This window comes from Arthrobacter sp. TMT4-20 (assembly GCF_054510775.1).
The window spans coordinates 69,639-92,983 of the sequence record NZ_JBTNDW010000005.1; the positions used below are offsets into that span (position 1 = coordinate 69,639).

Annotated in this window: 18 protein-coding genes and 1 tRNA gene; 6 read left to right on the forward strand and 13 right to left on the reverse strand. The window is 62.6% G+C overall.

The annotated features are described in order from the left end of the window. Positions 1-53: 53 nt before the first annotated feature. From ACX80Z_RS06630 to ACX80Z_RS06645, 4 genes are all read right to left on the reverse strand, one after another. Complete coding sequence (locus ACX80Z_RS06630) at positions 54-2,744, reverse strand: LuxR C-terminal-related transcriptional regulator (protein ID WP_459315345.1); 2,691 nt, start codon at positions 2,742-2,744, stop codon at positions 54-56. After that, positions 2,737-5,379 (reverse strand): helix-turn-helix transcriptional regulator, encoded by a 2,643-nt coding sequence (locus tag ACX80Z_RS06635; RefSeq protein ID WP_459315346.1) that lies wholly within the window; start codon positions 5,377-5,379, stop codon positions 2,737-2,739. Before ACX80Z_RS06635 ends, ACX80Z_RS06630 begins: the two co-directional genes overlap by 8 nt. A 365-nt stretch (positions 5,380-5,744) precedes the next feature. Next, the gene (gene pth / locus ACX80Z_RS06640) at positions 5,745-6,332 is read right to left on the reverse strand and encodes an aminoacyl-tRNA hydrolase (RefSeq protein ID WP_459315348.1); all 588 of its coding nucleotides are present in this window, start codon (positions 6,330-6,332) and stop codon (positions 5,745-5,747) included. 19 nt (positions 6,333-6,351) lie between these two features. Continuing rightward, complete coding sequence (locus ACX80Z_RS06645; protein ID WP_019483220.1) at positions 6,352-6,975, reverse strand: 50S ribosomal protein L25/general stress protein Ctc; 624 nt, start codon at positions 6,973-6,975, stop codon at positions 6,352-6,354. Between the two features lie 332 nt (positions 6,976-7,307). Here ACX80Z_RS06645 and ACX80Z_RS06650 point away from each other — a divergent pair, with 332 nt between their 5' ends. Continuing rightward, positions 7,308-8,621: a UDP-glucose dehydrogenase family protein gene (locus ACX80Z_RS06650; RefSeq protein WP_459315349.1), complete on the forward strand. Its 1,314-nt coding sequence runs from the start codon at positions 7,308-7,310 to the stop codon at positions 8,619-8,621. Between the two features lie 30 nt (positions 8,622-8,651). On the opposite strand, the gene ACX80Z_RS06655 is transcribed toward ACX80Z_RS06650, so the two are convergent. The 3 genes from ACX80Z_RS06655 to ACX80Z_RS06665 form a co-directional block, all read right to left on the reverse strand. Further along, positions 8,652-9,632 (reverse strand): ribose-phosphate diphosphokinase, encoded by a 981-nt coding sequence (locus ACX80Z_RS06655; protein WP_019483222.1) that lies wholly within the window; start codon positions 9,630-9,632, stop codon positions 8,652-8,654. After that, on the reverse strand, positions 9,629-11,179 hold the full coding sequence (glmU, locus tag ACX80Z_RS06660; RefSeq protein ID WP_019483223.1) for a bifunctional UDP-N-acetylglucosamine diphosphorylase/glucosamine-1-phosphate N-acetyltransferase GlmU: 1,551 nt from the start codon (positions 11,177-11,179) through the stop codon (positions 9,629-9,631). The genes ACX80Z_RS06655 and glmU overlap by 4 nt, the downstream gene beginning before the upstream one ends. A gap of 91 nt (positions 11,180-11,270) precedes the next feature. Beyond that, positions 11,271-11,342 (reverse strand) — tRNA-Gln (locus ACX80Z_RS06665). Positions 11,343-11,726: 384 nt separating this feature from the next. Between ACX80Z_RS06665 and ACX80Z_RS06670 the strand changes: the two genes are divergently transcribed. After that, complete coding sequence (locus ACX80Z_RS06670) at positions 11,727-13,352, forward strand: HNH endonuclease signature motif containing protein (protein ID WP_459315350.1); 1,626 nt, start codon at positions 11,727-11,729, stop codon at positions 13,350-13,352. 155 nt (positions 13,353-13,507) lie between these two features. On the opposite strand, the gene ACX80Z_RS06675 is transcribed toward ACX80Z_RS06670, so the two are convergent. The 3 genes from ACX80Z_RS06675 to ACX80Z_RS06685 form a co-directional block, all read right to left on the reverse strand. Beyond that, on the reverse strand, positions 13,508-13,645 hold the full coding sequence (locus ACX80Z_RS06675) for a hypothetical protein (protein ID WP_459315351.1): 138 nt from the start codon (positions 13,643-13,645) through the stop codon (positions 13,508-13,510). A 99-nt stretch (positions 13,646-13,744) separates the two neighbouring features. Then, entirely contained in the window at positions 13,745-15,553 is a 1,809-nt protein-coding gene (locus ACX80Z_RS06680; protein WP_019483617.1) for an ATP-binding cassette domain-containing protein, read from the reverse strand. A gap of 63 nt (positions 15,554-15,616) precedes the next feature. Beyond that, a complete protein-coding gene (locus tag ACX80Z_RS06685; protein WP_459315352.1) occupies positions 15,617-16,591 on the reverse strand; it encodes a 4-(cytidine 5'-diphospho)-2-C-methyl-D-erythritol kinase in 975 nt (324 codons plus the stop codon). 144 nt (positions 16,592-16,735) lie between these two features. On the opposite strand from ACX80Z_RS06685, the gene ACX80Z_RS06690 reads away from it, so the two are divergent. The 3 genes from ACX80Z_RS06690 to ACX80Z_RS06700 are packed head-to-tail and all read left to right on the forward strand — an operon-like array spanning position 16,736 to position 18,599. Next, positions 16,736-17,566, forward strand: coding sequence for a hypothetical protein (locus ACX80Z_RS06690; protein WP_019483619.1), 831 nt, complete (start codon positions 16,736-16,738; stop codon positions 17,564-17,566). Beyond that, positions 17,566-18,015 carry a phage holin family protein gene (locus ACX80Z_RS06695; protein ID WP_019483620.1) on the forward strand — a complete coding sequence of 150 codons (450 nt, stop codon included), beginning with the start codon at positions 17,566-17,568 and terminating at the stop codon, positions 18,013-18,015. Before ACX80Z_RS06690 ends, ACX80Z_RS06695 begins: the two co-directional genes overlap by 1 nt. Next, the gene (locus ACX80Z_RS06700) at positions 18,012-18,599 is read left to right on the forward strand and encodes a DUF3618 domain-containing protein (protein WP_019483621.1); all 588 of its coding nucleotides are present in this window, start codon (positions 18,012-18,014) and stop codon (positions 18,597-18,599) included. Before ACX80Z_RS06695 ends, ACX80Z_RS06700 begins: the two co-directional genes overlap by 4 nt. Before the next feature lie 148 nt (positions 18,600-18,747). Here ACX80Z_RS06700 and rsmA read toward each other — a convergent pair whose 3' ends face one another. The 3 genes from rsmA to ACX80Z_RS06715 all read right to left on the reverse strand — a co-directional run bounded on the left by rsmA (position 18,748) and on the right by ACX80Z_RS06715 (position 22,111). Further along, positions 18,748-19,632, reverse strand: a complete 885-nt coding sequence (gene rsmA, locus ACX80Z_RS06705) for a 16S rRNA (adenine(1518)-N(6)/adenine(1519)-N(6))-dimethyltransferase RsmA (RefSeq protein WP_026041189.1) — start codon at positions 19,630-19,632, stop codon at positions 18,748-18,750. Positions 19,633-19,726: 94 nt separating this feature from the next. Beyond that, entirely contained in the window at positions 19,727-20,929 is a 1,203-nt protein-coding gene (locus tag ACX80Z_RS06710) for a transglycosylase family protein (protein WP_459315353.1), read from the reverse strand. Between the two features lie 252 nt (positions 20,930-21,181). After that, on the reverse strand, positions 21,182-22,111 hold the full coding sequence (locus ACX80Z_RS06715; RefSeq protein WP_459315354.1) for a TatD family hydrolase: 930 nt from the start codon (positions 22,109-22,111) through the stop codon (positions 21,182-21,184). A 262-nt stretch (positions 22,112-22,373) separates the two neighbouring features. Here ACX80Z_RS06715 and ACX80Z_RS06720 point away from each other — a divergent pair, with 262 nt between their 5' ends. After that, positions 22,374-23,342 (forward strand): AAA family ATPase, encoded by a 969-nt coding sequence (locus ACX80Z_RS06720; RefSeq protein WP_459304464.1) that lies wholly within the window; start codon positions 22,374-22,376, stop codon positions 23,340-23,342. Positions 23,343-23,345: the final 3 nt, after the last annotated feature.

Below are 23,345 nucleotides of genomic sequence, written 5' to 3' on the forward strand. Positions count from 1 at the left end.
TGACCGTCGGGGTCACAGCCAGGAAACTGCGAAAGGACCGCGCAGCTCGGAAATTAGGTGGCCCCGGGTTCGGGAAGATCCTCGCGCCGGCTGATCCCAAGCTTTGCGAAGATTCGGTAGAGGTGACCCTCGACTGTTCGCACTGAAACCCCGTGCTGGGAGGCAATTTCCCTGTTCGTATAACCGAGCGACGCCAATGTGACGATGTCTTGTTCTCGGCGAGTAAGTCTGGTGCTGGAAGCCGCTTCAGAGAAGGTCGACCTCTTTAGTCCTTCAAGCCCGTCGGTAAGCCCATTTAGCTGGTGCTGGACCGCCCGCGAACGTTGAATGTGCCCGTCACGGACCAAGTACTCGATCGCCTTCCCGAGGCACTCTGCAGCGATCAACAAGTATCCGGAGGCCCGGGCATGCTCGGCCGCACCTTCCAATGCTTCGGGATCTTTGCTCAGCATCGCCGTCGCCATCGCGTGCAGCACAACACCTTCGCCGCCGTCGAAAGCTGCCGTTACATCCTGCAGCCTGGCCAACGACCCGGTATCCCCAAACCGCACGGCGAGTTCCAGGGCGGTGGCAGCCAATGTCAGCATCCCCGCGGCCTCTGCTTCCCCGGCGATCCGGCGTAGTTCAACGGTGCTGCTCGCCGCGCCGACAAACAGGGAGTTCCCTGCAGCGGAATACGCTTCACCAAGCAGCCAGGTTTGGGCAGGTCCCCCCCGGGGCATCGATTGGAATTCAGCAACGTACCTCCGCGAGCCTGCGGTGTCGCCCACCATCGCGCACGCGTAGGCAGCAAGCCCGGTGGCCAGGGGCAACAGTTGGGCAATGTCTGTTTCACGAAAGCCTTCTACCGCGAGGATAAGCCGTTTGCGGGCAGTCCTCATTTTTCCCTGGCGCAGGGCAACGAGTCCGTCCGAAAATTCCAGCACCCCACCAAAATAGGCCAGCCCCCCGTTCGCCGACTGCGAATACTCCTGGAGTAGCTCGCGTACCTCCCCCCAGCGTCCCGCATGAGTCAAGGCGGCTCCGTGGCGGGCCAGCACAAACTCCCGATGGCCCAGGTAGGAATGTCCCCCTTCAGCGACGATTTTCAGTGCGGTGGCGGTCGATTCGGCCCCCAGCACGGGGCGGCCGGTAGAATACTGGGCCTCCCCGAGCAGAGCGAGAGCCACCAGATTCGTCTCCTCAACTCGGTTGCCAGCTGAGAGTACTGCGCGAATATCCTTCTCGGCTTTGAAGTAGTGCCCTTCCAGGTTGAGGGCGAAACAGTGAAGGAGCCGGCAGCCGAGACGTGACAAAGCGGCCGACGGGGCGGCGTCTTCCCCCCTTGCGCTCTCAATCAAGGTGACCAGGGTTTCCCACCGTCGCGCGTCGCTTCGGATGTCGGCCGGTCGGCTGCCATCACGCATCCTGAGGTCGACCGAAAGCAGGGTTGCTTCTTTCGCCAGCCGGAGGCTGTCACAGGCAACCAGCGCCTCATCGACCAGTTCGCGGGCATAGGCATACTCCCCGTGGGTCATCCTGGCCCGTGCAATCTCGACCAACGCCCTAGCCTTCAACGTTGAGGACCGGACCACGCGGGCCGCACGCAGGGCGAATTCCGGGTTGAAGAGACGATTGGCAACGATCGCAGCCCGGAGTAGCGTGTCGTCCTCCAGCACAGCGCCACAATCGAGTCCCCACGACACACTTCGCAGGAGACCATCGACGGAATTGGTATGACCCACGCTGGACTCGAGAACCCGCCGCCGAATAGCGCGGCTGCGGCCAATTGGCACCCTGGCACGAATCACGTCACCGTAAAGGGGATGCCCAAGGCTTACCCTGGGATCCGACCCACCGGGCATCGCGATGAGTTGGTCCTTTAACAGCTTGCTGACAGCCTGTTCATCGCTGCAGTTTCGCAGTACGTCAAGAGCGATCGGCTCAGCAAGGGCGACCGTTTCGAGAACCTCGGCCTCCTCAGCGGTCAGCCCACGGAGCTGGCCCTTGATCAGATCGGTAAGCCGCAGGTTGATTTGCGGTAATTCACCCGAGAGACACCAGACCCCGTTGCGCAACACCAGGTACTTGTCCCGGGTCCCTTCGCTGAGAAGGGCGAGAAGGAACATCGGGTTCCCGGCTGTGGTGCGCGCCAGAACTGCGCTCACGCTGGAGAGGACCTCTGCACCGAGCTCCCGGAGACACAGTTCGTGGATTTCCGAGGTAGTCAGCGGTTCGAGGACGAACCGAGGGAGTAACCCCTCACGCCACAGCGCCACAAACTCGGACGGCGGCCCCGGTGTGGAACGGGAGAAGACCAGCACCTTGGCGCGGCGGGTTGCAGCCAGTTGGGCAAGTAGTACCGAGCTGCCGTCGTCGAGGTCCTGGGCATCATCGACGACCACCAAAGGAAGTGCTGCACCTGCAGCCTGATTCCCTAGATGGACCAGGAGCCTGCGGTAGATTCCCACGGGTGACCCAGCCTCCGCTGCCGACACATCGGCAAGGAACGGCGCCAGTGCCCCAAACGGTACTTGTTTCAGCGAAGGTCTTGCCCGGATATTAAGGACATCGTCACCGCCGTCCGAGTCGCTCACCAATAGGCGTGCGAGAGCCGTTTTCCCCAGTCCCGGCTCCCCCACCACCAGCACGCCAAAATGCTGCTTGTCGCCGAGGAATTGCATGATGCTCGCTACTAGCGATTCCCGCCCCACGAGCGGATTCATCCCGGGCTCGGAGCGGACCTCCGGATCGCTGCTATCCAAGGATGGCCCGGAGTTGGTGACGGTTTTTTACCCCAAGTTTCGCGTATACCTGATGCATATGCGCTTCAACAGTTCGGATCGAAACGGTGTGGGCTTCCGCGATGTCCCGATTCGATGCTCCGTTGGCTACCTCCAGGGCGATAGTCCGTTCCCGTTCAGTGAGCTGGTCCAGTAACCGTTGGCGCGCTTCGGCCCCCACCTGACCGATAGCAGCAAAAATGCTGCCAGTGTCAGTGCTCGCCTCGTCGTCCCCTGCGCCATGCGACAGCGTGCGAGCAAGCTCTGCTGCATCATGGGCAAGCCGATAATTGCCGCTGTCAGCGGCAGACCGTGCAGCCTTGAGGAGCTGGTCGGTATCGCCCGAGGCTACTCCCTTGCCATAAAATGCACACGTCCGGGCAAAGACGCCCTGCCCATCACGTCCAGTCGTGGCGAGCCGATCGGCAGCTTCGGTGAGCCCGAGCTGGACGGCCTGGCAGAGGAAGAACAGCTCATGCCCCCTGTTGCCCTGCTGCCGATCCTCATCGGCCATGCTTAGCAGGTCGTGTGCCACGTCGAGATCATCACGGGTGGCGGTTGAGGCGAGTGCTGCGAAGTATTGAGTGGCCCGCAAGGTCCGCCAGTCCAACCGGTGCCCGTCCAGGTCAACGTGTTTCAGGTGGGCGAGTGCTGCCGGAAGGTCTCCCACCAAAGTGAACGCGTATGCAGTTGCAGCCTCTGCCAGGACCCCCAGTTGGTGCCGGTCGCTAATACGTAGCTGGCTGACGGCTGGAAGCAGCTTCGTCAGCGCCTCGGCGCCTCGGCCCGCGTACGCATTGAGGCATCCCTCTGCCAGTTCTGACGACGACCCGTCATATTTGCCCGCGATCGACTGCTCGTCGTGATGGTGCAGGATCGCCTCGCACTGGCTCCAGTTCCCGGAGACCAGCAGCACCGAGAACATCCGTGCCTGAGCTGCCTCGGCCACGAGCGGATCATCCGTGTCGTCAGCCAGATGTGACACCACTGACTGGCACAACCGGATTGCCTCGTCCTGGCGCCCGGTAATACATAGTGCCTCAGCCAGCCAGGAACACAGTTCGTGCCGAATTGTTGGCTGCATAGTCGAATGCTTTTTCAGGAGGTCGTTGACTGGAGCCAGAATGTCCTGGTATTTGCCATTGTAAGCGCTCAGTTCGGCTGCCAGCAGCTCGGTCTCAAGCAGAAGATCGGTCGCCCCCTGGGTGTCCTTCACCAGTTCGGCATTTACACGCTGGCGGACCTCAGCAATCAGGTCATCCACTTCGGTGTACCGCTCATGAAGCCGGGTGAGCAGCCGACATCTGAGGAGCCGAACCTTTACCCAGTCGTCAAGATCATGGTGCTCGTGGCCCACTTCGATCTCGCGGTCAAGGATGTCCACCGATCTGGTGATCCTTCCTTGAACTCCGTATGCCCAGGCTTCCTCGATAGCGAAATCCGCTGATCGTGCGGCGGGCGGCACCGCCTGCAGGAACCGTTGCGCCCCGGCGGAGTCGAAGTGGCGATTTGCCAGCCGTGCGGCCTCCAGCGCTGCTTCGGGCGCGATCTCGATACCGTTCTCCAGGCACCAGTGGGCATACCTGATCCGGCTGATGGCTGGCATTGGGCGACTGAGGACTGACGCTGCGAGTGTCGTGAGAAGCTCTGGCTTGGGGGCGCCCGCCATCTGCTGGCCGATGACGTCCCCGACCAGGCTGTTGGCAAACCGAACGACCGGACTGAGCGCGTGATTGACTTCAATAAGTCCGGATTCCAGCAGTGAGTCAATTGAGTCGGAGTCCACGAAGTCTGCGAGCATTTCTAGCGGAAGTGCCCCCATGATCGACACAATCTCCGCAGCGGCGCGCTGCGGCGGTGGCAGCCTGGACAGGCGCTCGATAATCCATTCGGTGAGGGATCGCCCCACTGCAGGGGACTTCTCTGCACCGTTGACCCAGATTCCGTCCTGCTTAACCAGATATCCTGAGTCCCTTTGCTCGCGGCTGGTGGCCTGCAGGAACAACGGATTGCCGCCGCTCGCGTGCCACATATCAACCACGACGGCCCGCGCTACCGGTCCTCCCAATCCGGCGGTCAGTAGCTCGGCGGTGGCGCTGAGATCCAGCGGCTCCAGGTCGACACGCTTTAGGAGTCCGTCTTTCCACAGGTCGCAGAACTCTTCGGGTGCGGCGCTGAGGCTTTGACACACAACCAGTACCTTTACCGCATTGATTCTGGCCAGGTGGGCTATCACCATGGCCGATGAGCCGTCAAGTGCTTCAGCGTTGTCTACCAGCATGAGTGTCTGGCGGCCGTCGTCGCGGACCGAAAACAGCGTCTGCAATCTCCGTAGCAGCAGCAGCGGGTTGGCGACGGCGTCGTCGCTCAACTCGCTGAGCACAAAGTTCAGGGCGCCATAGGGCATTCCGGCGGCGCCGGTCGTACCCCGAACGTAGACCAGCGCAAAGCCGTTCTCCGCTTGACGGGCAATGTGTTGTGCCAGGGAGGTTTTCCCAATCCCGGCCTGACCGGTAAGGATCGCGCCCCTGAACCGCTCATTCCGCAAAGCAGTCAGCAGTGAAGTGATCTCGTCCTTTCGGCCGACCAGCGGCCAACTTCCTTGCACCCCAAACATAGCGCCCCACTACATGGTGCAGGCCGACACGGCGAGTCGTCCCAGCCCGACAGGTTTAACGGTGTTGTGTCACTTCACCGCCGGTTTCCGCTAGCGCCTCCGAGTCCACCTCGACGGGCGTATGCGTTAGTTGACAACGATACGCCGGGGAACGGAATATGGCACGGGAATGTAGGAGAACCTTTTTACCTCGGTCCAAAAGGACCAGCTACCGAAGGCAGCAAAAAAAGGGACCGACGTTGGGATGGGGGTGGCCCAGTCTCAGAGGCCGCCCAACGTCGGCCCCCGTATTTGGGGCCTACTAGGCCTGACGCGGTTTGGGCTTTGGCTGTCCCTGACCGGTGGTCGTGAATATACTTTATACGCTATTTCCCAGCGGAATGGAACTTCTGCTGAGCGCTGATAAGGCCCTCCACGATGAGAGATTCCACCGCGTCGGCCGCATCTTCCAGGAGGAACGCTAGATCCTTCTTTTCCACCGGGCTGAAATCCCTGAGCACGTGATCGGCGGCGTCTTGGCGGCCCGGCGGGCGACCCACTCCGACTCTTACCCGATGGTAGTCCTTGGTTCCGAGTGCCTTGGAAATGTCGCGGAGCCCGTTGTGTCCGCCTTCACCGCCTCCGGTCTTCAGCTTGACCGTGTTGAAGTCGATGTCAATCTCATCATGCACCGCGATAACGCGCTCGGCGGGAATGTCGTAGAACCGGCAGAGCGCGTTCACCGGGCCACCTGTCAGGTTCATGAAGGTCAGCGGCTTGGCGAGCACCAACCGCGGCCCGCCCAGACCTAGCCGGCCCTCAAGCACGGCGGCGTGAGCTTTGTGGCTTTTGAACTTTCCGCCCAGCCGCGCGCCCAGGACATCGAGAACCATCTGTCCAACATTGTGCCGGTTATGGCTGTAGCCGGGCCCGGGGTTGCCGAGCCCGACTACAAGCCAGGAGTCAGTCGCCATGAATGCGCCGGAGAAGTGGCTACTCGCCTTCTTCTGACTTCTCGCCGGAAGCAGCTACAACGTCGCCTTCTGCAACTGTCTCTTCGTCATCTTCGCCGAGGTCCTGGACGGTCGGCTCGCTGATGTTGACGATCAGGGTGTCATCTTCGATCAGGAGAGTGACGCCCTTCGGCAGTACTATGTCTGAAGCGTGGATGTGCTCACCGACGGTGCGTCCCTCGACGTTGACGGTCAGCGAATCCGGTAGGTGGGTTGCTTCTGCTTCAACCTCAACCGAGGTGTGCTCAAGGTTCATCACTGCACCCGGTGCCAGTTCGCCTTCGACGTGGATGTAGACGTCAACAGTGACCTTCTCGCCGCTACGAACGGTCAGGAGGTCAAGATGCTCAACGATGCGCTTCAGCGGGTTGCGGACCACGTACTTGGCGAGGGCGAGGTGCTTTTCCCCCTCGACGTCGAGGGTAAGCAGGGCGTTGGAGGTCCGCAGGGCCAGCGTGGTGGCCTTGGAAGGCAGCAGAACGTGGATGGGATCGGCGCCGTGGCCGTAGATGACCGCGGGGATTTTGTCCTCGCGGCGTGCGCGGCGGGCTGCACCCTTACCGAATTCGGTGCGTACTTCTGCGGGAAGTGTGAGGTCAGACATGGAGTCTCCTGTGTTGACGAGTAGTGGATCGTTGCTGGGCAAACGATCGGCATCTGTCTAGAAACAGTCAACACGCTTAGTGTTGGACTCTCGTCACTAGCCACCGTCGATCACGGAACAATTCCCGGATGTACCGGGATGCTCCCTCGCCTAGGCATCGCGTTCAATCTTACAGCACCCCGAGCGTCCGGAAGGACGCCGCCGAAGCCCGGAAGCCGGCGTCGTCATCTGGTGTTCCTCATGATCCTCTATTGTGTGACACGTACCGTTGAAATCGAGGACTCCCGGCGGGTTTCCCGAGGAAACCCACCTAGGCCGTACGAAGGATCAGCATGCGAATATCTGTTATCGGTTGTGGGTACCTTGGCGCGGTTCACGCGGCCTGCATGGCGAAGTTGGGACACGAAGTCGTCGCAATCGATGTGGACGAGCGGAAGATCAGCGAACTCCAGGCTGGCCGGTCCCACTTTTTCGAGCCCGGTCTGCCGGAGCTTCTTCACGAAGTCCTCCAAACCGGCCGGCTAGAATTCAGCTCAAACATCGCGGATTCCCGGGGTTCGCAGGTGCATTTCCTCTGTGTAGGGACGCCGCAGCGGAAGGGCGAATACGCCGCCGACCTGAAATACGTGGACGCTGCGTTCTCCTCGCTCATTGACGCGCTTGAGGCCGGAAACCTGGTGGTTGGGAAGTCAACGGTTCCAGTGGGTACTGCTGCGCGGCTCGCCGATGACCTGTTGGAGAGGTTTCCCGAAGCCACCCTGGCGTGGAACCCTGAGTTCCTGCGAGAGGGCTTCGCCGTCAAGGACACCCTTAGCCCCGACCGACTGGTGTACGGAGTGCCGTCCGGCGAGGACGGGCATCGGGCCACCGAGCTGCTTGATGAGGTGTATGCGGGACCGATGGGGCTGGGCACCAGGAGGCTGGTTGTCGACTATGCCACCGCTGAACTGGTCAAGTCGGCGGCGAACTCGTTCTTGGCAACCAAGATTTCTTTCATCAATGCGATGGCGGAAGTATGCGACGCAGCGGGAGCGGATGTCACCCTCCTGGCGGACGCCATCGGGATGGACGACAGGATTGGCCGCAAGTTCCTCAACGCGGGCATCGGTTTTGGCGGGGGCTGTCTTCCCAAGGACATTCGTGCGTTCATGGCACGAGCGGGCGAGCTCGGCGCTGATCAGGCCCTGACCTTCCTTCGGGAGGTGGATGACATCAACCTCCGACGCCGGATCAGGGTCGTCGAGCTGACCCGCCAGTTGGTGGGCGGATCGCTCCTCGGGAAACGGATCACTGTGTTGGGGGTAGCGTTCAAGCCCAATAGCGACGACGTCAGGGACTCCCCCGCACTCAGTATCGCTGCCCAACTCCAGCTTCAGGGCGCTGACGTGACAGTTACCGATCCGGAGGCTCTGAGTAATGCGAAGGGTCGTTTCCCGGAGCTAACCTACGAGCCCGATTTCAATGCGGCAGTCACCAAAGCCAACGCCCTGCTGGTCCTGACTGAATGGGATCAGTACCGCTCACTGAATCCGGCGGACCTGGCTTCGCAGGTAACGAGCAAAAACATTCTTGACGGACGTAACGTTCTGGATCCAGTCCAGTGGCGGGCCGCCGGGTGGACCTACCAGGGTATCGGGCGGCCGTAACGGCCATCCCGATACCCCAATCAGTCGACTCTAGGCGTTGCCGTCAAAGAGACTGGTGACGGATCCGTCATCGAACACTTCACGGATTGCCCGCGCGATCAGCGGCGCAATTGAGAGCACGGTGAGCTGCGGGAACCGCTTTTCGGATGGGATGGGCAGGGTGTTGGTCACCACTACCTCGCGGGCGCCGGACTCGGAAAGACGGCGGGCTGCCGGGTCCGAGAACACGGCGTGGGTCGCGGCAATGATTACATCCTTGGCGCCCGCGTTCTTCAGAACCTGGACCGCCCCGGAAATGGTCCCGCCAGTATCGATCATGTCGTCGATCAGCACACAGGTCCGTCCCTCGACCTGACCCACTACCTGCTTGGAGACGGCCTGGTTGGGAACCGTGAGGTCGCGGCTTTTGTGCACGAAAGCCAGCGGTGACCCGCCCAACCGCTCGGCCCACTGCTCGGCTACCCTGACCCGGCCGGTGTCCGGGGACACCACGGTGACGTTGTCGGCGTCGACCCGGGTGCGGATGTAGTCAGCGAGCAACGGAATGGCCATCAAGTGGTCTACGGGGCCGTCGAAGAAGCCCTGGATCTGCGAGGTGTGCAGGTCAACGGACATGAGCCGGTTGGCGCCGGCCGTCTTGTACAGGTCGGCGACGAGCCGCGCTGAGATCGGTTCGCGGCCGCGTCCCTTCTTGTCCTGCCGGGCGTAGGGGTAGAACGGGGAGACAACAGTGATCCGTTTGGCCGATGCCCGCTTCAGCGAATCGATCATGATGAGCTGCTCCATCAGCCAGTTATTCAGCGGCGCCGGGTGTGCCTGGATGACGAACACATCGGTGCCGCGCACGCTCTCGCCGGATCGAACGTAGATCTCGCCGTTCGCGAAATCGTAGGCGGAGATGGGCAGCAGCTCGGTGCCAAGTGCTGCAGCAATTTCCTCCGCAAGTTCCGGGTGGGCCCGGCCAGAGGCCAGGACCAGTTTCTTCTCGCCGCGTGCGGTGATCTCACTCATGAACGGTCGCTTTCGTCAGTGCTGGTGATGCTGCTGGTGGATTCACCGGTGGCAAGTTTTTCGGGAGCGGCCGCTTGGGCCGCGTTTGCGGCTGAGCTGCCGGGGCGTTTGGCCTGCACCCAACCCTCGACGGTGCGCTGGGGTGCGACGTTGACAGCAAGAGCGCCCGGCGGAACCTCGTTGCGCACAATGGCGCCGGCGCCAGTGTAGGCGCCGTCGCCGATTGTCACCGGGGCGACGAAGACGGTGTTCGATCCGGTGCGGACATTGCTGCCGATGGTGGTGCGGTGCTTGTTGACGCCGTCGTAGTTGGCGGTGATGTTGCCGCAGCCGATGTTCGTGTCCTCACCAATCTCGGTGTCCCCCGCGTACCCGAGGTGTGACAGCTTCGATCCGCGACCGATGATGACATTCTTCGTCTCGTAGAAAGCCCCGATCTTGCCGTCCTCGCCGAGGACCGTTCCGGGTCGCAGGTAGGTGAACGGGCCAACGGTGGCGCGGGCGCTGATAGCGGCACCGGATCCATGGGTCCGAAGCACTGTCGCCCCTTCCCCCACCACCACATCGGTGAGGGTGGTGTCAGGGCCGACGACGGCGTCGCGCGCAATCTCGCAGGCGCCGTGAAGCTGGGTGCCAGGCAGGATCGTGACGTCCTCTGCCAGCTGCACCGAGGTATCGATCCAGGTGGTGGCGGGGTCGATGATTGACACACCGGAGCGCATCCATCGGGTCAGGGTGCGGCGGTTGAGCTCGGCGCCGAGGGCTGCCAGCTGCACGCGGTCGTTGGCTCCCTCTACCTGCCAAGGATCGTCGGAGACGACGGCGGCGACCCTGCCGCCTCGGTCTGAAGCGATGCCTAGGACATCGGTCAGGTACATTTCGCCCTGGGAATTCCCTGCGGTGACTGAGGTGAGGGCGCTGCGCAGAATTGCCGCGTCAAACGCGTAGATGCCCGAGTTGATCTCGTTGATGGACCGCTGGGCGTCGGTGGCATCCTTGTGCTCGACGATGCCGGTGACAGTGCCGTCGGCGGCCCGCAGAATCCGCCCATAGCCGGTAGCGTCCTCAAGAACGGCGGTCAGCACGGTCACCGCGTTGTCCTTGGTCGAGTGGGATTCAACCAGCTGAGCGAGAGTGTCGGCTGTCAGCAGCGGCACGTCTCCGTAGGTGACAACTATGGTTCCTTCGAGGGGCGCCCCGGCGGCCCGGTCAAGTGCGTCAAGCGCTACCTGGACTGCTCGTCCGGTGCCTGGCACATCGTCCTGGTCGACGATGACCGCTCCCGGGTCGAGGCTGGCAATGTGGCTGGCGACGAGGTCTCGTTCGTGCCGGACCACGACAGCCATTGCCTCGGGGACCACTCCCCTGGCCGCGGCCATGGCATGCCCCACCATCGATCGCCCGCCCAGAGTGTGAAGGATCTTCGGTGTACGGGATTTCATCCGGGTACCCGCGCCCGCGGCGAGCACGATGACAGCGGCCGGGCGAAGGGCGCCTGCCTCTGAGTCTGATACCTGGGGATGCGTGTTTGAGGTCTGCGGACCCATTGAGGAGACACTCCTGCCTGTAGTTTCTCTGTCAACCGGAAAAGTACAGGCTCACACCGGCAATACTACCCGCGGCACTACCGCCCGACAGTTCCGCCCATAGGATTCGAACCTATACCCCACAGCTCCAAAGGCTGGGGTGCTGCCATTACACCAGGGCGGACTGCGCTGAAGGAACTGACTAATTTCCGTCCCTAAGCGCGGTTATCCAGTTTGCCACGAGTCGGGGGCATCCTGCGACTTGGTAGCCCCCATCCGGTCAGTCCGTGGCGAAGTGGGCAGAGTCACCTCGCCGGCTTTCCTCGGTTGCGGGCCATCCCTTCCAGCATGGAACCTGCACATGGGCCCTAACACAGTATTTTCCCTCCCACCGGGAAGTGAACTGCAGCGGACTCGTGCACCTTGATGCGCTGCAGCTCTCGTTGCAGCGGGTGCCCACGAGGCGGTCCGGTGTTGGTTCTGTGGGCCCGAAAAATAGTTGAAAAAGTTTTTCGGGTGACCCTAAATCGACCCCTATTTTGTCAGTGGGCGATGATGGAATAAAGGTATGAAAGGCAGCGACGCTTCTGCTCCCGGATCGGGATTTTCCCCCGAATCCGGCCCCGGTTCTGGCCCCGGTTCCGGCCGCGATTCCGTCTTCGAGAGCGGGTCCGCGAACACTGCTTCGGGGAGTGCGGGTGGGTATGGTCCGGGCGGTCCGCTGGGCGGGGAAGCGACCTGGACCGCTCCGACCGGGCCGGGGGCTCCAACGAATCCCGCCGATCCTGCCGCGCCTGAGGTCGCTTTGGAGGTCGCTTTGGAGGTCGCTTCGACCGGTTCGGGGGCTCCGGTGCCGTTGACTGGCCAGGTATCGGTCGCGGCGATGGCGACGTTGAACGCGGGGCAGACCGTGAACCTGCTCAAGACGCTCTCAGCGTTGCGGTCCTGGGTCGACGCGCAGGAAGCCAAAGCGGCCACCCATCTTCATGACCTGATGGCCGAGGAACACCCATGGGCCGAAGACCTGGACCGTATTCATGCCCTGGCCGGATCGGAGATCAGCGCCGCGCTGCGCATCCCGGAACGGACCGCGGGGTTTCTCCTGGATACCAGTGAACTACTGACCCGTGAGTACCCGGCCACGCTGCGCGCCCTGGAGGACGGCAGGCTCTCCCAACGCCATGCCACGGCCGTCGTGCAGGAAGCCATCAGCATCCCCAATACCGTCCCGGCGGTTACCGCCGCGTTCGAAGCCCACCTCATCGGTCTGGCCTGCCAGACCACGGTCGCGAAGTTCACCCGCCAAGCCCAACGGCTACGCGAAGCCCTACACCCCGAGTCGACTACCTTGCGGCGCCGGAAAGCCCTCCAGGACCGTCGCGTGTATCTGGACCCGGCCCAGGACGGGATGGCCTGGCTCCAAGCCTTCCTGCCCACCGAACAAGCCGCCGGGATCTTCCACCGCGTCGACACCGCAGCCCGTAACCTGCAAGGCCCCGACGAGACCAGGACCCTTACCCAGCTCCGGGCCGATGTTCTGGTGGATGTCCTCACCAGCGCCGGACCCACCGGATATATGAGTCATGCACCCGACCCCTCTGCTAACCCCGCTGCTGCCGCTGGTGTAGACCGGCGCGGGCTGGGAACAGCTAGTCAGCCGGGGGAGGCCAGCACGTATTGGGGTGTGCAGGCGAAGGTGTTTGTCACGGTCCCGGTGATGACTCTCCTCGGCGGGGACACACCGGGTGAGTTGGAAGGCTACGGTCCGATTGATCCTGAGACAGCACGGAAGCTCGCCGGGCACGCACCATCGTTCACCAGGATCCTCACCCACCCCTTTACCGGGGCCAGGCTTGGCGCTGATGCGACCACGTACCGGGTCCCGCAGGACCTGAAGGATGCGGTCCGGGTCCGGGATGGGACGTGTCGGCATCCGGGGTGTAACCGGTTGGCGGTGTTCTGCGAACTCGACCACACCACCCCCTGGTCCCAAGGCGGCAAAACGTCCTACGGAAACTTGGCGGCCCTGTGTAAACGCCACCACATGTTCAAAACCGAAGGCTACTGGCACTACCAACAACCCGAGCCCGGCACCATCATCGCGATCTCACCACTCGGCGAAACCTACCTCACCACCGCCGACCCACCACCAGCACCACCAGCACCACCACCCGACATACCCCCGCCCTTCTAGCCCGGGTTATACGAACCCGAGGACCTCTTCGGATACGCCCGCGCATGCCCCGGAGCCAGTTGGACCGGCGGATCGGATCCTCCACCAGATGGTCGGTGCGGATCAGGAGCAGGGTGATGGCTACAGCTATCGCCGTACTGCTGCCTAGTCGGCCTCTACAGAATCGCGAAAAGGAACACAGCTGCAGCTACCGCTGTGAGGACGAGAACCCCCACCAGCGCCAGCTTGTCGGAGTGACGCATCCGGTACTTATCGCGACGCCTACCTCGAGGTAATCCAGCTACATCTGTCATACACCCAAGGTAGGCGCCGCCTGGTGGACCCGGAATCCTGACGCCTACTTCAATTTATGCAGATGGTACTTGAATGGGAACTCACTCACACTTGAATTCCTACTTACCGAGCACTTCGGCAGCGGTAAGCCACTGCAGTTCCAGATCCTGCTGTTCGGCCTGAACTACCTGGAGTTTCTTATTGAGCGTTGCCATCTTGTCGAAGTCAACGTCTCCCGAAGCTCCATCATTCATCTGGTGCTGAATTTTCTCGACCTGCGCCGCCGCCTTGCCGAGCTGGCGTTCGATGCGGGTCAGGTCCTTCTTCGCCTGTCTTGTCTCCTCGGAGCTGTACCTGGGAGCGGACTCCGCGCCATTCTGCCCTTCATCGGAGTTCAGGGGCGAAGCGCCCGACCCGGCTTCAGCCGCGCGTCGCAGTTCCAGATACTGATCGACACCGCGGGGCAGATCACGGAGCTTCCCATCACCCAGCAGCGCCATTTGGGAGTCAGTGACTCGTTCCAGCAGGTAGCGGTCGTGCGAGACGACCACGAGAGTACCCGGCCAGCCGTCCAGCACATCCTCGATCGCTGCCAAAGTGTCGGTGTCGAGGTCGTTGGTTGGTTCGTCGAGCATCAGCACGTTCGGCTCACCGACCAGTAGCCGAAGGAGCTGCAGCCGACGTCGTTCGCCACCCGAGAGGTCCTTCACCTTTGTCCACTGTTTCTCGTTGGTGAAGCCAAGCTGTTCCACCAGCTGACTGGCAGAAACCTCGCGACCGCCGACGCTGAACACTCGCTTTTCCTGCTCGATCACTTCAGTGACGCGCAGGTGCTCGAGTTCGTCGAGCTCCTTGACCTCCTGGGAGAGCACTGCCGTCTGAACCGTCTTGCCCTTCTTCAGCCGACCGGCGTCAGGAGTGACGTCACCGTTCAGCATCCGCAGGAGGGTGGTCTTGCCCGACCCGTTGACGCCCACCAGGCCCAGCCGCTGCCCGGGAGCCAACCGGAGAGTAATTCCGTCGAAGAGGGTCTTCTCCCCCAACGCCAGCGAAACATTCTCCAAATCCAGTACATCTTTGCCCTGACGTGCCATCGCCATCTTGCTCAACGCGAGCGAATCCCGGGGCTCGGGCACGTCCGCGATCAGCGCGTTCGCCGCCTCGATGCGGAACTTCGGCTTGGCCGTCCGCGCGGGAGCGCCCCGGCGTAGCCAGGCCAGTTCCTTCTTGACCAGCTGCTGCCGTTTTCCTTCGACCACCGAGTCCATCCGGTCACGCTCTGCGCGGGCCAGGACATAGGCTGCGTAGCCGCCGTCGAACCCGTCGACGACGCCGTCGTGCACCTCCCACGTGCGGGTACAGATTTCGTCCAGGAACCAGCGATCGTGGGTCACTACCAGCAGGCCACCATCGGTCGGACGCCAGCGCTCGGCAAGGTGGCGGGCAAGCCACGCCACGCCCTCCACATCGAGGTGGTTGGTGGGCTCGTCGAGCATGATGACGTCGTCATCGCCGATCAGGAGCTTCGCCAACGCGACCCGACGCTTCTGCCCACCAGAAAGCGATGAGACCTTCGCATGCCAGTCAACCTCGGCGACGAGACCGCCCATTACGTCGCGGATCTTGGGGTTCGACGCCCACTCATGGTCTGCCTGGTCGCCCACGATGGCCTCACCAACGCTAAGGTCACCGTCCAGTACGTCCGTCTGGTCCAGATACCCGACGTGTACGTCGCGTCGTCGGGTGACACGTCCCTCATCGGGGGTGGCTCGCTGTGCAAGGAGTCGCATCAGGGTGGATTTGCCGTCGCCGTTGCGACCCACCATCCCGATGCGGTCGCCGTCCTCGATGCCGAGGGAAACGCCGTCAAGGACTGTGCGGGTGGCAAACGTAACGCTGACGCTTTCAGCGCCCAGAAGATGTGCCAAGGAGTGCTGCTTCCTAATCGTGGAGAAAAAAATGGCTTGAACTGGCCCAGCTTCGGTGGCAGGTCAGGCGATGTAGTCGGTCACAATTCTGGCACCGTAGACCGGCCCATGCACGGCTGTGGCTTTCAGGCCGCTATCCGTAAGCTGTCCGGCCAATGCCGCCGCATGTTCTTCGCTCTCCGCAAGGAAGGCGACGGTAGGCCCCGAGCCGGAGACCAGGCCGGCGAGGGCTCCTGCGCCCGTCCCGGTTTTCAGGATGTCGGCAAGTCCCGGGGAAAGCTCAAGTGCAGCGGCCTGCAGGTCGTTGTGCAGCAGATCCGCCAGTGCCCGGGCATCGCCGGACCGCATTGCCCCAAGAATCCGTGGGTCAATCTCGGGCGGCGCCCCCGGTTCGGTGCCTTCGCGCAGACGAATCTCATCGAGAGTCCGGTAGACCTCTGGCGTAGACAGTCCATAGCCAGAGGTCACGAGCACCCAGTAGAGGGGGGTTTTGGAAATCGCCGGGGTTAGCTGCTCGCCCACCCCAACGCCGACCGCTGTGCCGCCGACCAGTGCGAACGGAACATCGGCGCCGAGTTCCGCGGCCATGTTAGCCAGCTCGTCACGGGAAAAGCCACTCTTCCACAGTGCATCGCATGCGATCAGCGTAGCGGCCGCATCGGCAGATCCACCGCCCATCCCGCCTGCCACGGGTACCCGCTTCGTGATGTCCAACAATAACCCGGTTGAGTTCTCGCTGAGATCGGCGAGCAGCGCGGCCGCGCGGGCGGCCAGATTGGTGGCATCCAGCGGAATGCTCTCAACCGGCAGGTTGAGTGACCCCTGCCCGTTGACTGTCACAATTGTGCCCGGTTCTTCACTGACGGTTGCGGTGACCTCTTCGTACAGGGAAACGGCTAGATAGACGCTGGCGACACTGTGGTAGCCATCTTCCCGTAGCGGGCCAACCCGAAACGAGACGTTGATCTTTCCGGGCGCGCGGACTCGGACGCTGGCTGGTACGCCACCAAATAGTCCTGCCGTTTTACCTGCCTCCATAGTCTCCAACCTAGGCTACCGGGCACTGAACCGGGAAACCTGCGGCCGTCGAGGCCGCAAAAACGAAAGTAAAAGCATTGCGGAAAACTAGTAAGCGTGCTTACATTGCGAAGGTAAGCAGGATTACTATCCGGAGGAAATACTATGACTACCCAGAATTGGTCAGAGGACCCATTGACGGCAGCGCCGTCAGGAGAGCGTGTTCAGTCCGCCTCGGTGACCTCGTCCGTAACCACCGAAGAACGCAACGGCTCCACCGGGGTAAAAGACCAGGCGACAGGCCAGGCGAAAGAGGTGGGCCGCGAAGGTTTGGATGCAGCACAGAATGTCGCCCAGACCGCGGGCACCGAAGCGAAGAATGTTGCGGACGAAGCCAGCACACAGGCGAAGAACCTGCTCGGCGAGCTGGGGTCTGATCTCAAGGAACAGGCCGGTGCCAGCCAGCAGAAGGCCGCCGAAGGCTTACGCTCCATCAGTGATGAGCTCGGTTCGATGGCCGACAATGGCGACCAGAGTGGACCCGCCAACAGCCTCGTTCGCCAGGCTGCCCAGCGCTCGGGCGACGTCGCAGGTTGGCTTGAAGGCCGGGACCCAGGCTCCCTCCTGGAGGAAGTGAAGGGATTCGCCAGCCGTCGGCCAGGGACGTTCCTGATGATGGCCGCCGGAGCAGGTCTGCTCGCTGGTCGCCTCACCCGAGGCCTGGCTGGGGCGGGATCCGACGATCAGAACGCCACGCCAGCCAACCCGGCGCCCGAGTACCCGCCGACGGTTCCAGCACAGCGTGATACTTCCAATAACTTCAGCTCGCCCACCGCCGCCACCCCGGTTACTAGTGCTACGGGAGTAGCTGCTAGCGGAACTGGCGCTTCGGGACATGACCTCAGCGATCCCCTGAGCGACCCGTTGGCCGCAGAACCGGTCATTGAGCCCGGTCGGCGCACCCAGGACGGGCCACTGGACAGGGACTTGCGCTGATGAGCGGAACACACACCGGAGGGCCCCCATCATACGAGCCGCCGCGCACCGAGGCCGAGGACCGGGCCGCCAACGAATCCCTGGGGTCTCTACTCAGTGATGTCAGCCGCGACCTCTCCACGCTGATGCGCCAGGAACTCGAGTTGGCGAAAGCCGAACTCCGTGAAAGCGGAACCAAGGCCGGCAAAGGTGCAGGGATGTTCGGTGGCGCAGCTATCGCCGGACACTTTGTACTGCTGTTCCTGTCGCTCGCGCTGATGTGGGCGCTGGACGGCCTCGTTGGCCTTGGCTGGTCTGCAGTGATCGTCGCAGTCATCTGGGGCATCATTGCCGCCGTGCTTGCGTTGACCGGCAAAAAAGAACTGAAAAGCGTGCGCGGCATGCCCGCGACAGCCGAAACCGTCAAAGACATTCCCCCCACTCTGAAACCAGGTGAACCTACCCCATGAGCCAGACACCAGAACAGATTCGTGAAGATATTGAACGCACCCGTCGCGACCTTGGCACCGACGTCGACGCCGTCGCCGACAAGGTAAGCCCGTCCAGCATCGCTCAACGCCAGGGCGACAAAGTGCGGAGCGCTGTTGGAGGAATCAAGACCTCCGTAATGGGCTCGGCCGACCAGGCCTCCAGCGGAACGAAGTCGGCAGTCCACAACGCCGGCGATGCCGTCCAGGATGCACCACATCAGCTGGGCAACAAGACCAGGGGTAACCCCTTGGCAGCGGGCTTGATCGCGTTCGGCGCTGGAATGCTCATTTCATCGCTGATCCCGGCGAGCGAGAAGGAGAAGGAAGCTGCAACGGCGCTGAAGGAGAAGGCTGAGCCTCTCACCAGCAGCGTCACCGACGCGGCGAAGACAGTTGTCGAGGATCTGAAGGAGCCAGCGCAGGAGGCGATGGATTCGGTCAAGGAGACAGCCGCCAGTTCAGTGAACACTGTCAAGGAAGAAGGCACGTCGGCAGCCGCCGACGTCAAAGGCTCGGCCCAGGACGCGAAAGACAACGTTCAAAACGAAGCCAGCCGCTCCTAGCGGGCGCTAGCCGTCCCAAAAACCCCGGGATCGAGTCAACACAAATAGCCGAAATCCGTCGGAAAACCGGTCATATCTGTTGACTCGACCCCGGGGTTAGCGCCACGCACGAGCACGATCCCCGGGGTAGCACCACGTACGGACTCGATTACGGAGCGGTCGACTGCACGGGTTTCGCCTCGGCGATACGGGCAAACGCGGCGATGTCGAGCATTTCACCCCGAAGACTCGGGTCTACGCCGGCAGCGGCAAGGGCCTCTCCAGCGAGGACCGGGCTGCCCGCCCACCCGGCGAGGGCGGCGCGCAATGTTTTACGCCGCTGGGCAAACGCCGCGTCGATGACGGCGAAAACCTCACGGCGGCTGGCCGACGTCGCCGGCGGCTCGTGTCTGACAAACCCGACGAGCCCGGAGGCGATCTTCGGCGCCGGCCAAAACACATTCATCCCGATGACGCCCGACTTGCGCATGGTCGCGTACCAGGCAGCCTTGACCGAGGGTACCCCGTAGGTTTTTGAACCGGGGCCCGCTGCCATCCGATCGGCTACCTCGTCCTGCACCATGACCAGTCCGTGGCGCAGCGACGGGAAGTTCTCCAAAAGGTTCAGGACCACCGGCACTGCGACGTTATATGGCAGATTCGCCACCAGCGCGGTGGGCGGGTGTGGCAGTTCGGTAACCCGCATCGCGTCAGCGAGCACCACGTCCAGATTGGCTGCAGTCTCCGGCCGCCACCTGGCGACCGTGTCCGGTAGGCGCCCGGCCAGCACCGGGTCGATTTCCACCGCCACCACCCGGGCCGCAGCGTCGAGAAGGCCCAACGTCAGAGATCCGAGGCCAGGACCCACCTCGAGGACCGTCTCTCCCGGGTCAATATGAGCTGCCGCGACGATCCGCCGAATAGTGTTGCCGTCGATGACGAAATTCTGGCCGAGGGTCTTGGTGGGCCGCAAATCCAGGTCGGCGGCCAACCGGCGGACATCACCGGCGCCGAATAGGGGCTGGACCGGCTGGGGGTTAGGGGGCTGAGTCACCTAAGCCATGGTAGTCGGGCGCCACGCAAAAGCGGGCCCCGCCTGGGGAACCCGATTTTGGTGTTTGGTTGCCCGTAGGCCGCTACCCGAGGTGCTATCCAAGCCCGAGCTTCGCCGAACAGGAAGGCCAGTGGCCCCAACCGCCGTTTTGCTTGAGCACTTCAGCAGTGGCAATCTGCTCCGCTGGCGACGCGAGATGCGGCAGCGGGGCATACTTGCCACCACCCGCACCCAGCCAGCTCGGGGCACTGAACTGCAGTCCACCGTAGTAGCCGTTTCCGGTATTGATGGACCAGTTCCCCCCGGACTCACACTGGGCCAGCGCCTGCCAGTCCCCGCCGGCTGGGGCGGGGCCGCTTGATCCGGCGGGCTCAGGCTCATCCACAGGTGCCGACACCTCCACGCGCTCCGGCTCCGGCTCCGGTTTGGTCTCGGGCTCTGGCTTGGGCTCTGGCTTGGGCTCCCGCGTGCCGATGGCAAGTAGCTCAGTCACGGGTTCGAGGGTGACTTTATCGCTGAGGAGTTCGCGATTCTCCTCCCGACCGTCGATCACCACGGCAGTGAAGATTTTGGTCCGCTCGCCGTCGACACCGGCCCTGGTAACGCGCTGCTCGCCCACATCGAGCGTGTCGTCGTGGACCTCGTCGGTAGTGAAACTGATGCTTTCGGTGACGGTCTCGCGGTGGTCGCTGTCGACTCGGGTGATTTTCAGCCCAAGGCCGTCGACGAGGGAGGAGGTGACCGGAACGCTGACCCGATCCTCGTCACCGAGGACAATCTCCGCTTCGTCGAACAGGTCCTGAACCGATTTTACGGTGGATGTATGGGTTGCCGTCGAACCATCGACGGTCACAGTCACGCTTTTGGGGGTCGAGATTTCCAGTTCGGAGCTGAGCGTAGTCAGGCGGGTTTCGAGGTCAGCTGAAATTGCTGAGGAATCGGCGACCCCCAGCTCGTTGACTACGTCCCCTACCGTCGATCCGGTGGTGTGAACAACGGTGTCCGCTCCGTTGAGTACGACGTCGATCGCCGTGGCCCTGGTGATCTGGATGGCCGAACCATCCTCGACGGCTGCCGCCAGCGAAGGGGTGACCTGGTCGTTCTCGGTAACGACGACGTTGGAGTTGGCTAGCACTTCGCCGACGGTTCCGCCAAAGGTCTGAACGGTACTTGCCTGGCCGTCGATGTTGAGGACTATCGACTTGTTGTTGCCAACAAAGGCGACGAGTCCAAGCACCAGACACATCATGACTATCCCCTGGCCGGCCGTCTTGATCCAACGATTTCTGCTCGCCACAAAGTCCCTTACGGTCGACTTCATCCGGGCACGGGGGAAACACGGCAGTAAATTGGCACACCGGTGGCCCGGGTACGTCACTGCCGTGAAGGCATGCACTAGTGGCGGGAGATCTGGTCGCCCGAACGGCAGCGACCAGCCAATCCCGCAAAAGAACTGTATTAGACGGAAAGCCTTCCCCGACCCCGGCTAATAAATGCTCACCGTAACCGAAATGAGATAAACGGGCAAGTCGGGCCAGTCCCACACTGGTTAGCCGAGCTCCCACTCTCCATACACCCGCCGGGTGTTATCTGCGATCGACTGGCACAGTGTCGCCAGGTCGGCGTCAAGCACATCCGCCATCCCTCTGACCGTGTAGGGCACCAGATACGGTGCGTTTGGCCGGCCGCGGAACGGGTGCGGCGTCAGGAACGGAGCGTCAGTTTCGGTCAGCACCAGCGCCGGATCGGCAATACGCAGCGCTTCCCTGAGATTGTCTGCATTTTTGAAGGTCACCGTCCCGGCGAAGGACATGTACCACCCGGCGTCGTTGCAGATTCTGGCGAGATCGGCGCCACCGGAGAAGCAATGGAAGACCACCCGGTCCGGCGCACCCTCGCTGCGAAGGGTGGAAACGACGTCGTCGTGTGCGTCCCGGTCATGGATCTGGAGCGTGAGATCCAGCCGTTTGGCGATATCGAGGTGCCGTCGAAAAGAATATTGCTGGCTGTCGATCCCCGCAGCGGGAGTCCGGTAGTAGTCCAGGCCGGTCTCCCCAATGGCCCGCACCCGGGGATGAGTAGCCAATTCTTCGATTTCCGCTAGCGCGGCGTCGAGGCCTCCGCGCTCCGCGAGCAGCGGGGCATCGTTGGGGTGAATCGCTACCGCCCCCAGCAGGCGGGGTTCCTGATCGATGGCCTGAACAGTGAATCGTGATGACTCGAGATCGCACCCCACCTGCACTGCGCCGCACACGCCCACAGCGGCAGCAGCATCAAGAGCTGCTGCGACGCTGACCAACGGGAGACCGCCGCGGAAGTCCAGGTGGGTGTGATTGTCCATCACCGGCACCGGCAAGGGTTCGGGCGCTGGCGGGTAGCTCCGCTTGTCTTCGCGACCGGCACCAACCGGAGCGTCGCCGTCGGCGGTTGGACTGGGTGAGACGGGGCGGTAGGCCGGAGGAATAGCTGTAGAAGGCATAGTCCAACCCTAGCCACCGGCACATTGGCTGAGGAACTTATCTCCACGACACCAAGTTGTCCTAGTAATCTGTAACAAAGCAGTTGCTGCGTACTCCACGGACCGAACAACCGCCGGGGTGACTGACCAGGGCTGGCCGACTCAACTGCACATTGGCGTGCAGTGTACGCGGAAGGTTCGCATGGACGCCCACAACCAGTACGTCTCACCCAATGGCAGGACCGGGCGGGAGGACTCCCCCACCTTGGGCGACGCTCCAGCGATGACCGCGCAGCGTTTCGACGAAACCGCTGGCCAGATCCTGGGATCGATCAACACGGTTATTGACGGCAAGCCCGCCGCGGCGCGGCTGGCGCTGACCGTGTTGCTGGCCCAGGGTCATCTGTTGCTGGAGGACGTGCCCGGAGTGGGTAAAACCATGTTGGCGAAAACACTGGCCCGCACCATCGATTGCTCAGTCAACCGGATCCAGTTCACGCCGGACCTGCTGCCGTCCGATGTCTCTGGGGTGTCGATCTATAACCAGGACACCCACCGGTTCGAGTTCCGGCGCGGCCCCGTTTTCGCCAACATCGTGATCGGTGACGAGATCAACCGCGCCTCAGCGAAGACACAGTCAGCCCTCCTCGAATGTATGGAAGAGCACCAGGTCACTGTTGATGGTGGGACTTACCGGCTGGGTGAACCCTTCATGGTGGTGGCAACCCAGAATCCGATCGAAATGGAGGGGACCTACCCGTTGCCCGAGGCGCAACGGGACCGGTTCATGGCCCGTATCTCAATGGGCTACCCGGACCGCAGCGCCGAATTGCAGATGCTTCAGAACCACCAGTCCGTCTCTCCGCTGGAAGCGGTCCGTCCCGTGGCGAATGTGGCGGACGTTGCCGCGATGATGGAACAGGTGCGCCGGGTCTATGTCTCTCCCACGGTGCGCGATTACACGGTGGCGATCGGTCAGGCGACCCGGGACCATCACTTGCTGCGGCTTGGCGCCAGCCCGCGCGCACTCCTGCAGTTGCTCCGTGCTGCCAAGGCCGGCGCTGCACTGGAGAGCAGGGATTTTGTGCTGCCCGATGACATTGCTGCCGTCGCTGAACCAGTGTTATCCCACCGGTTGATCCTGGACCGCAAGGCACTGAGCGCGGGAGAAACCCCCCAGAGCGTGGTGGCGGGCATCCTGTCGAAGGTTCCAGTGGAACGCACGACGGCGAACTCCTACCTTCGCGCATAGGCG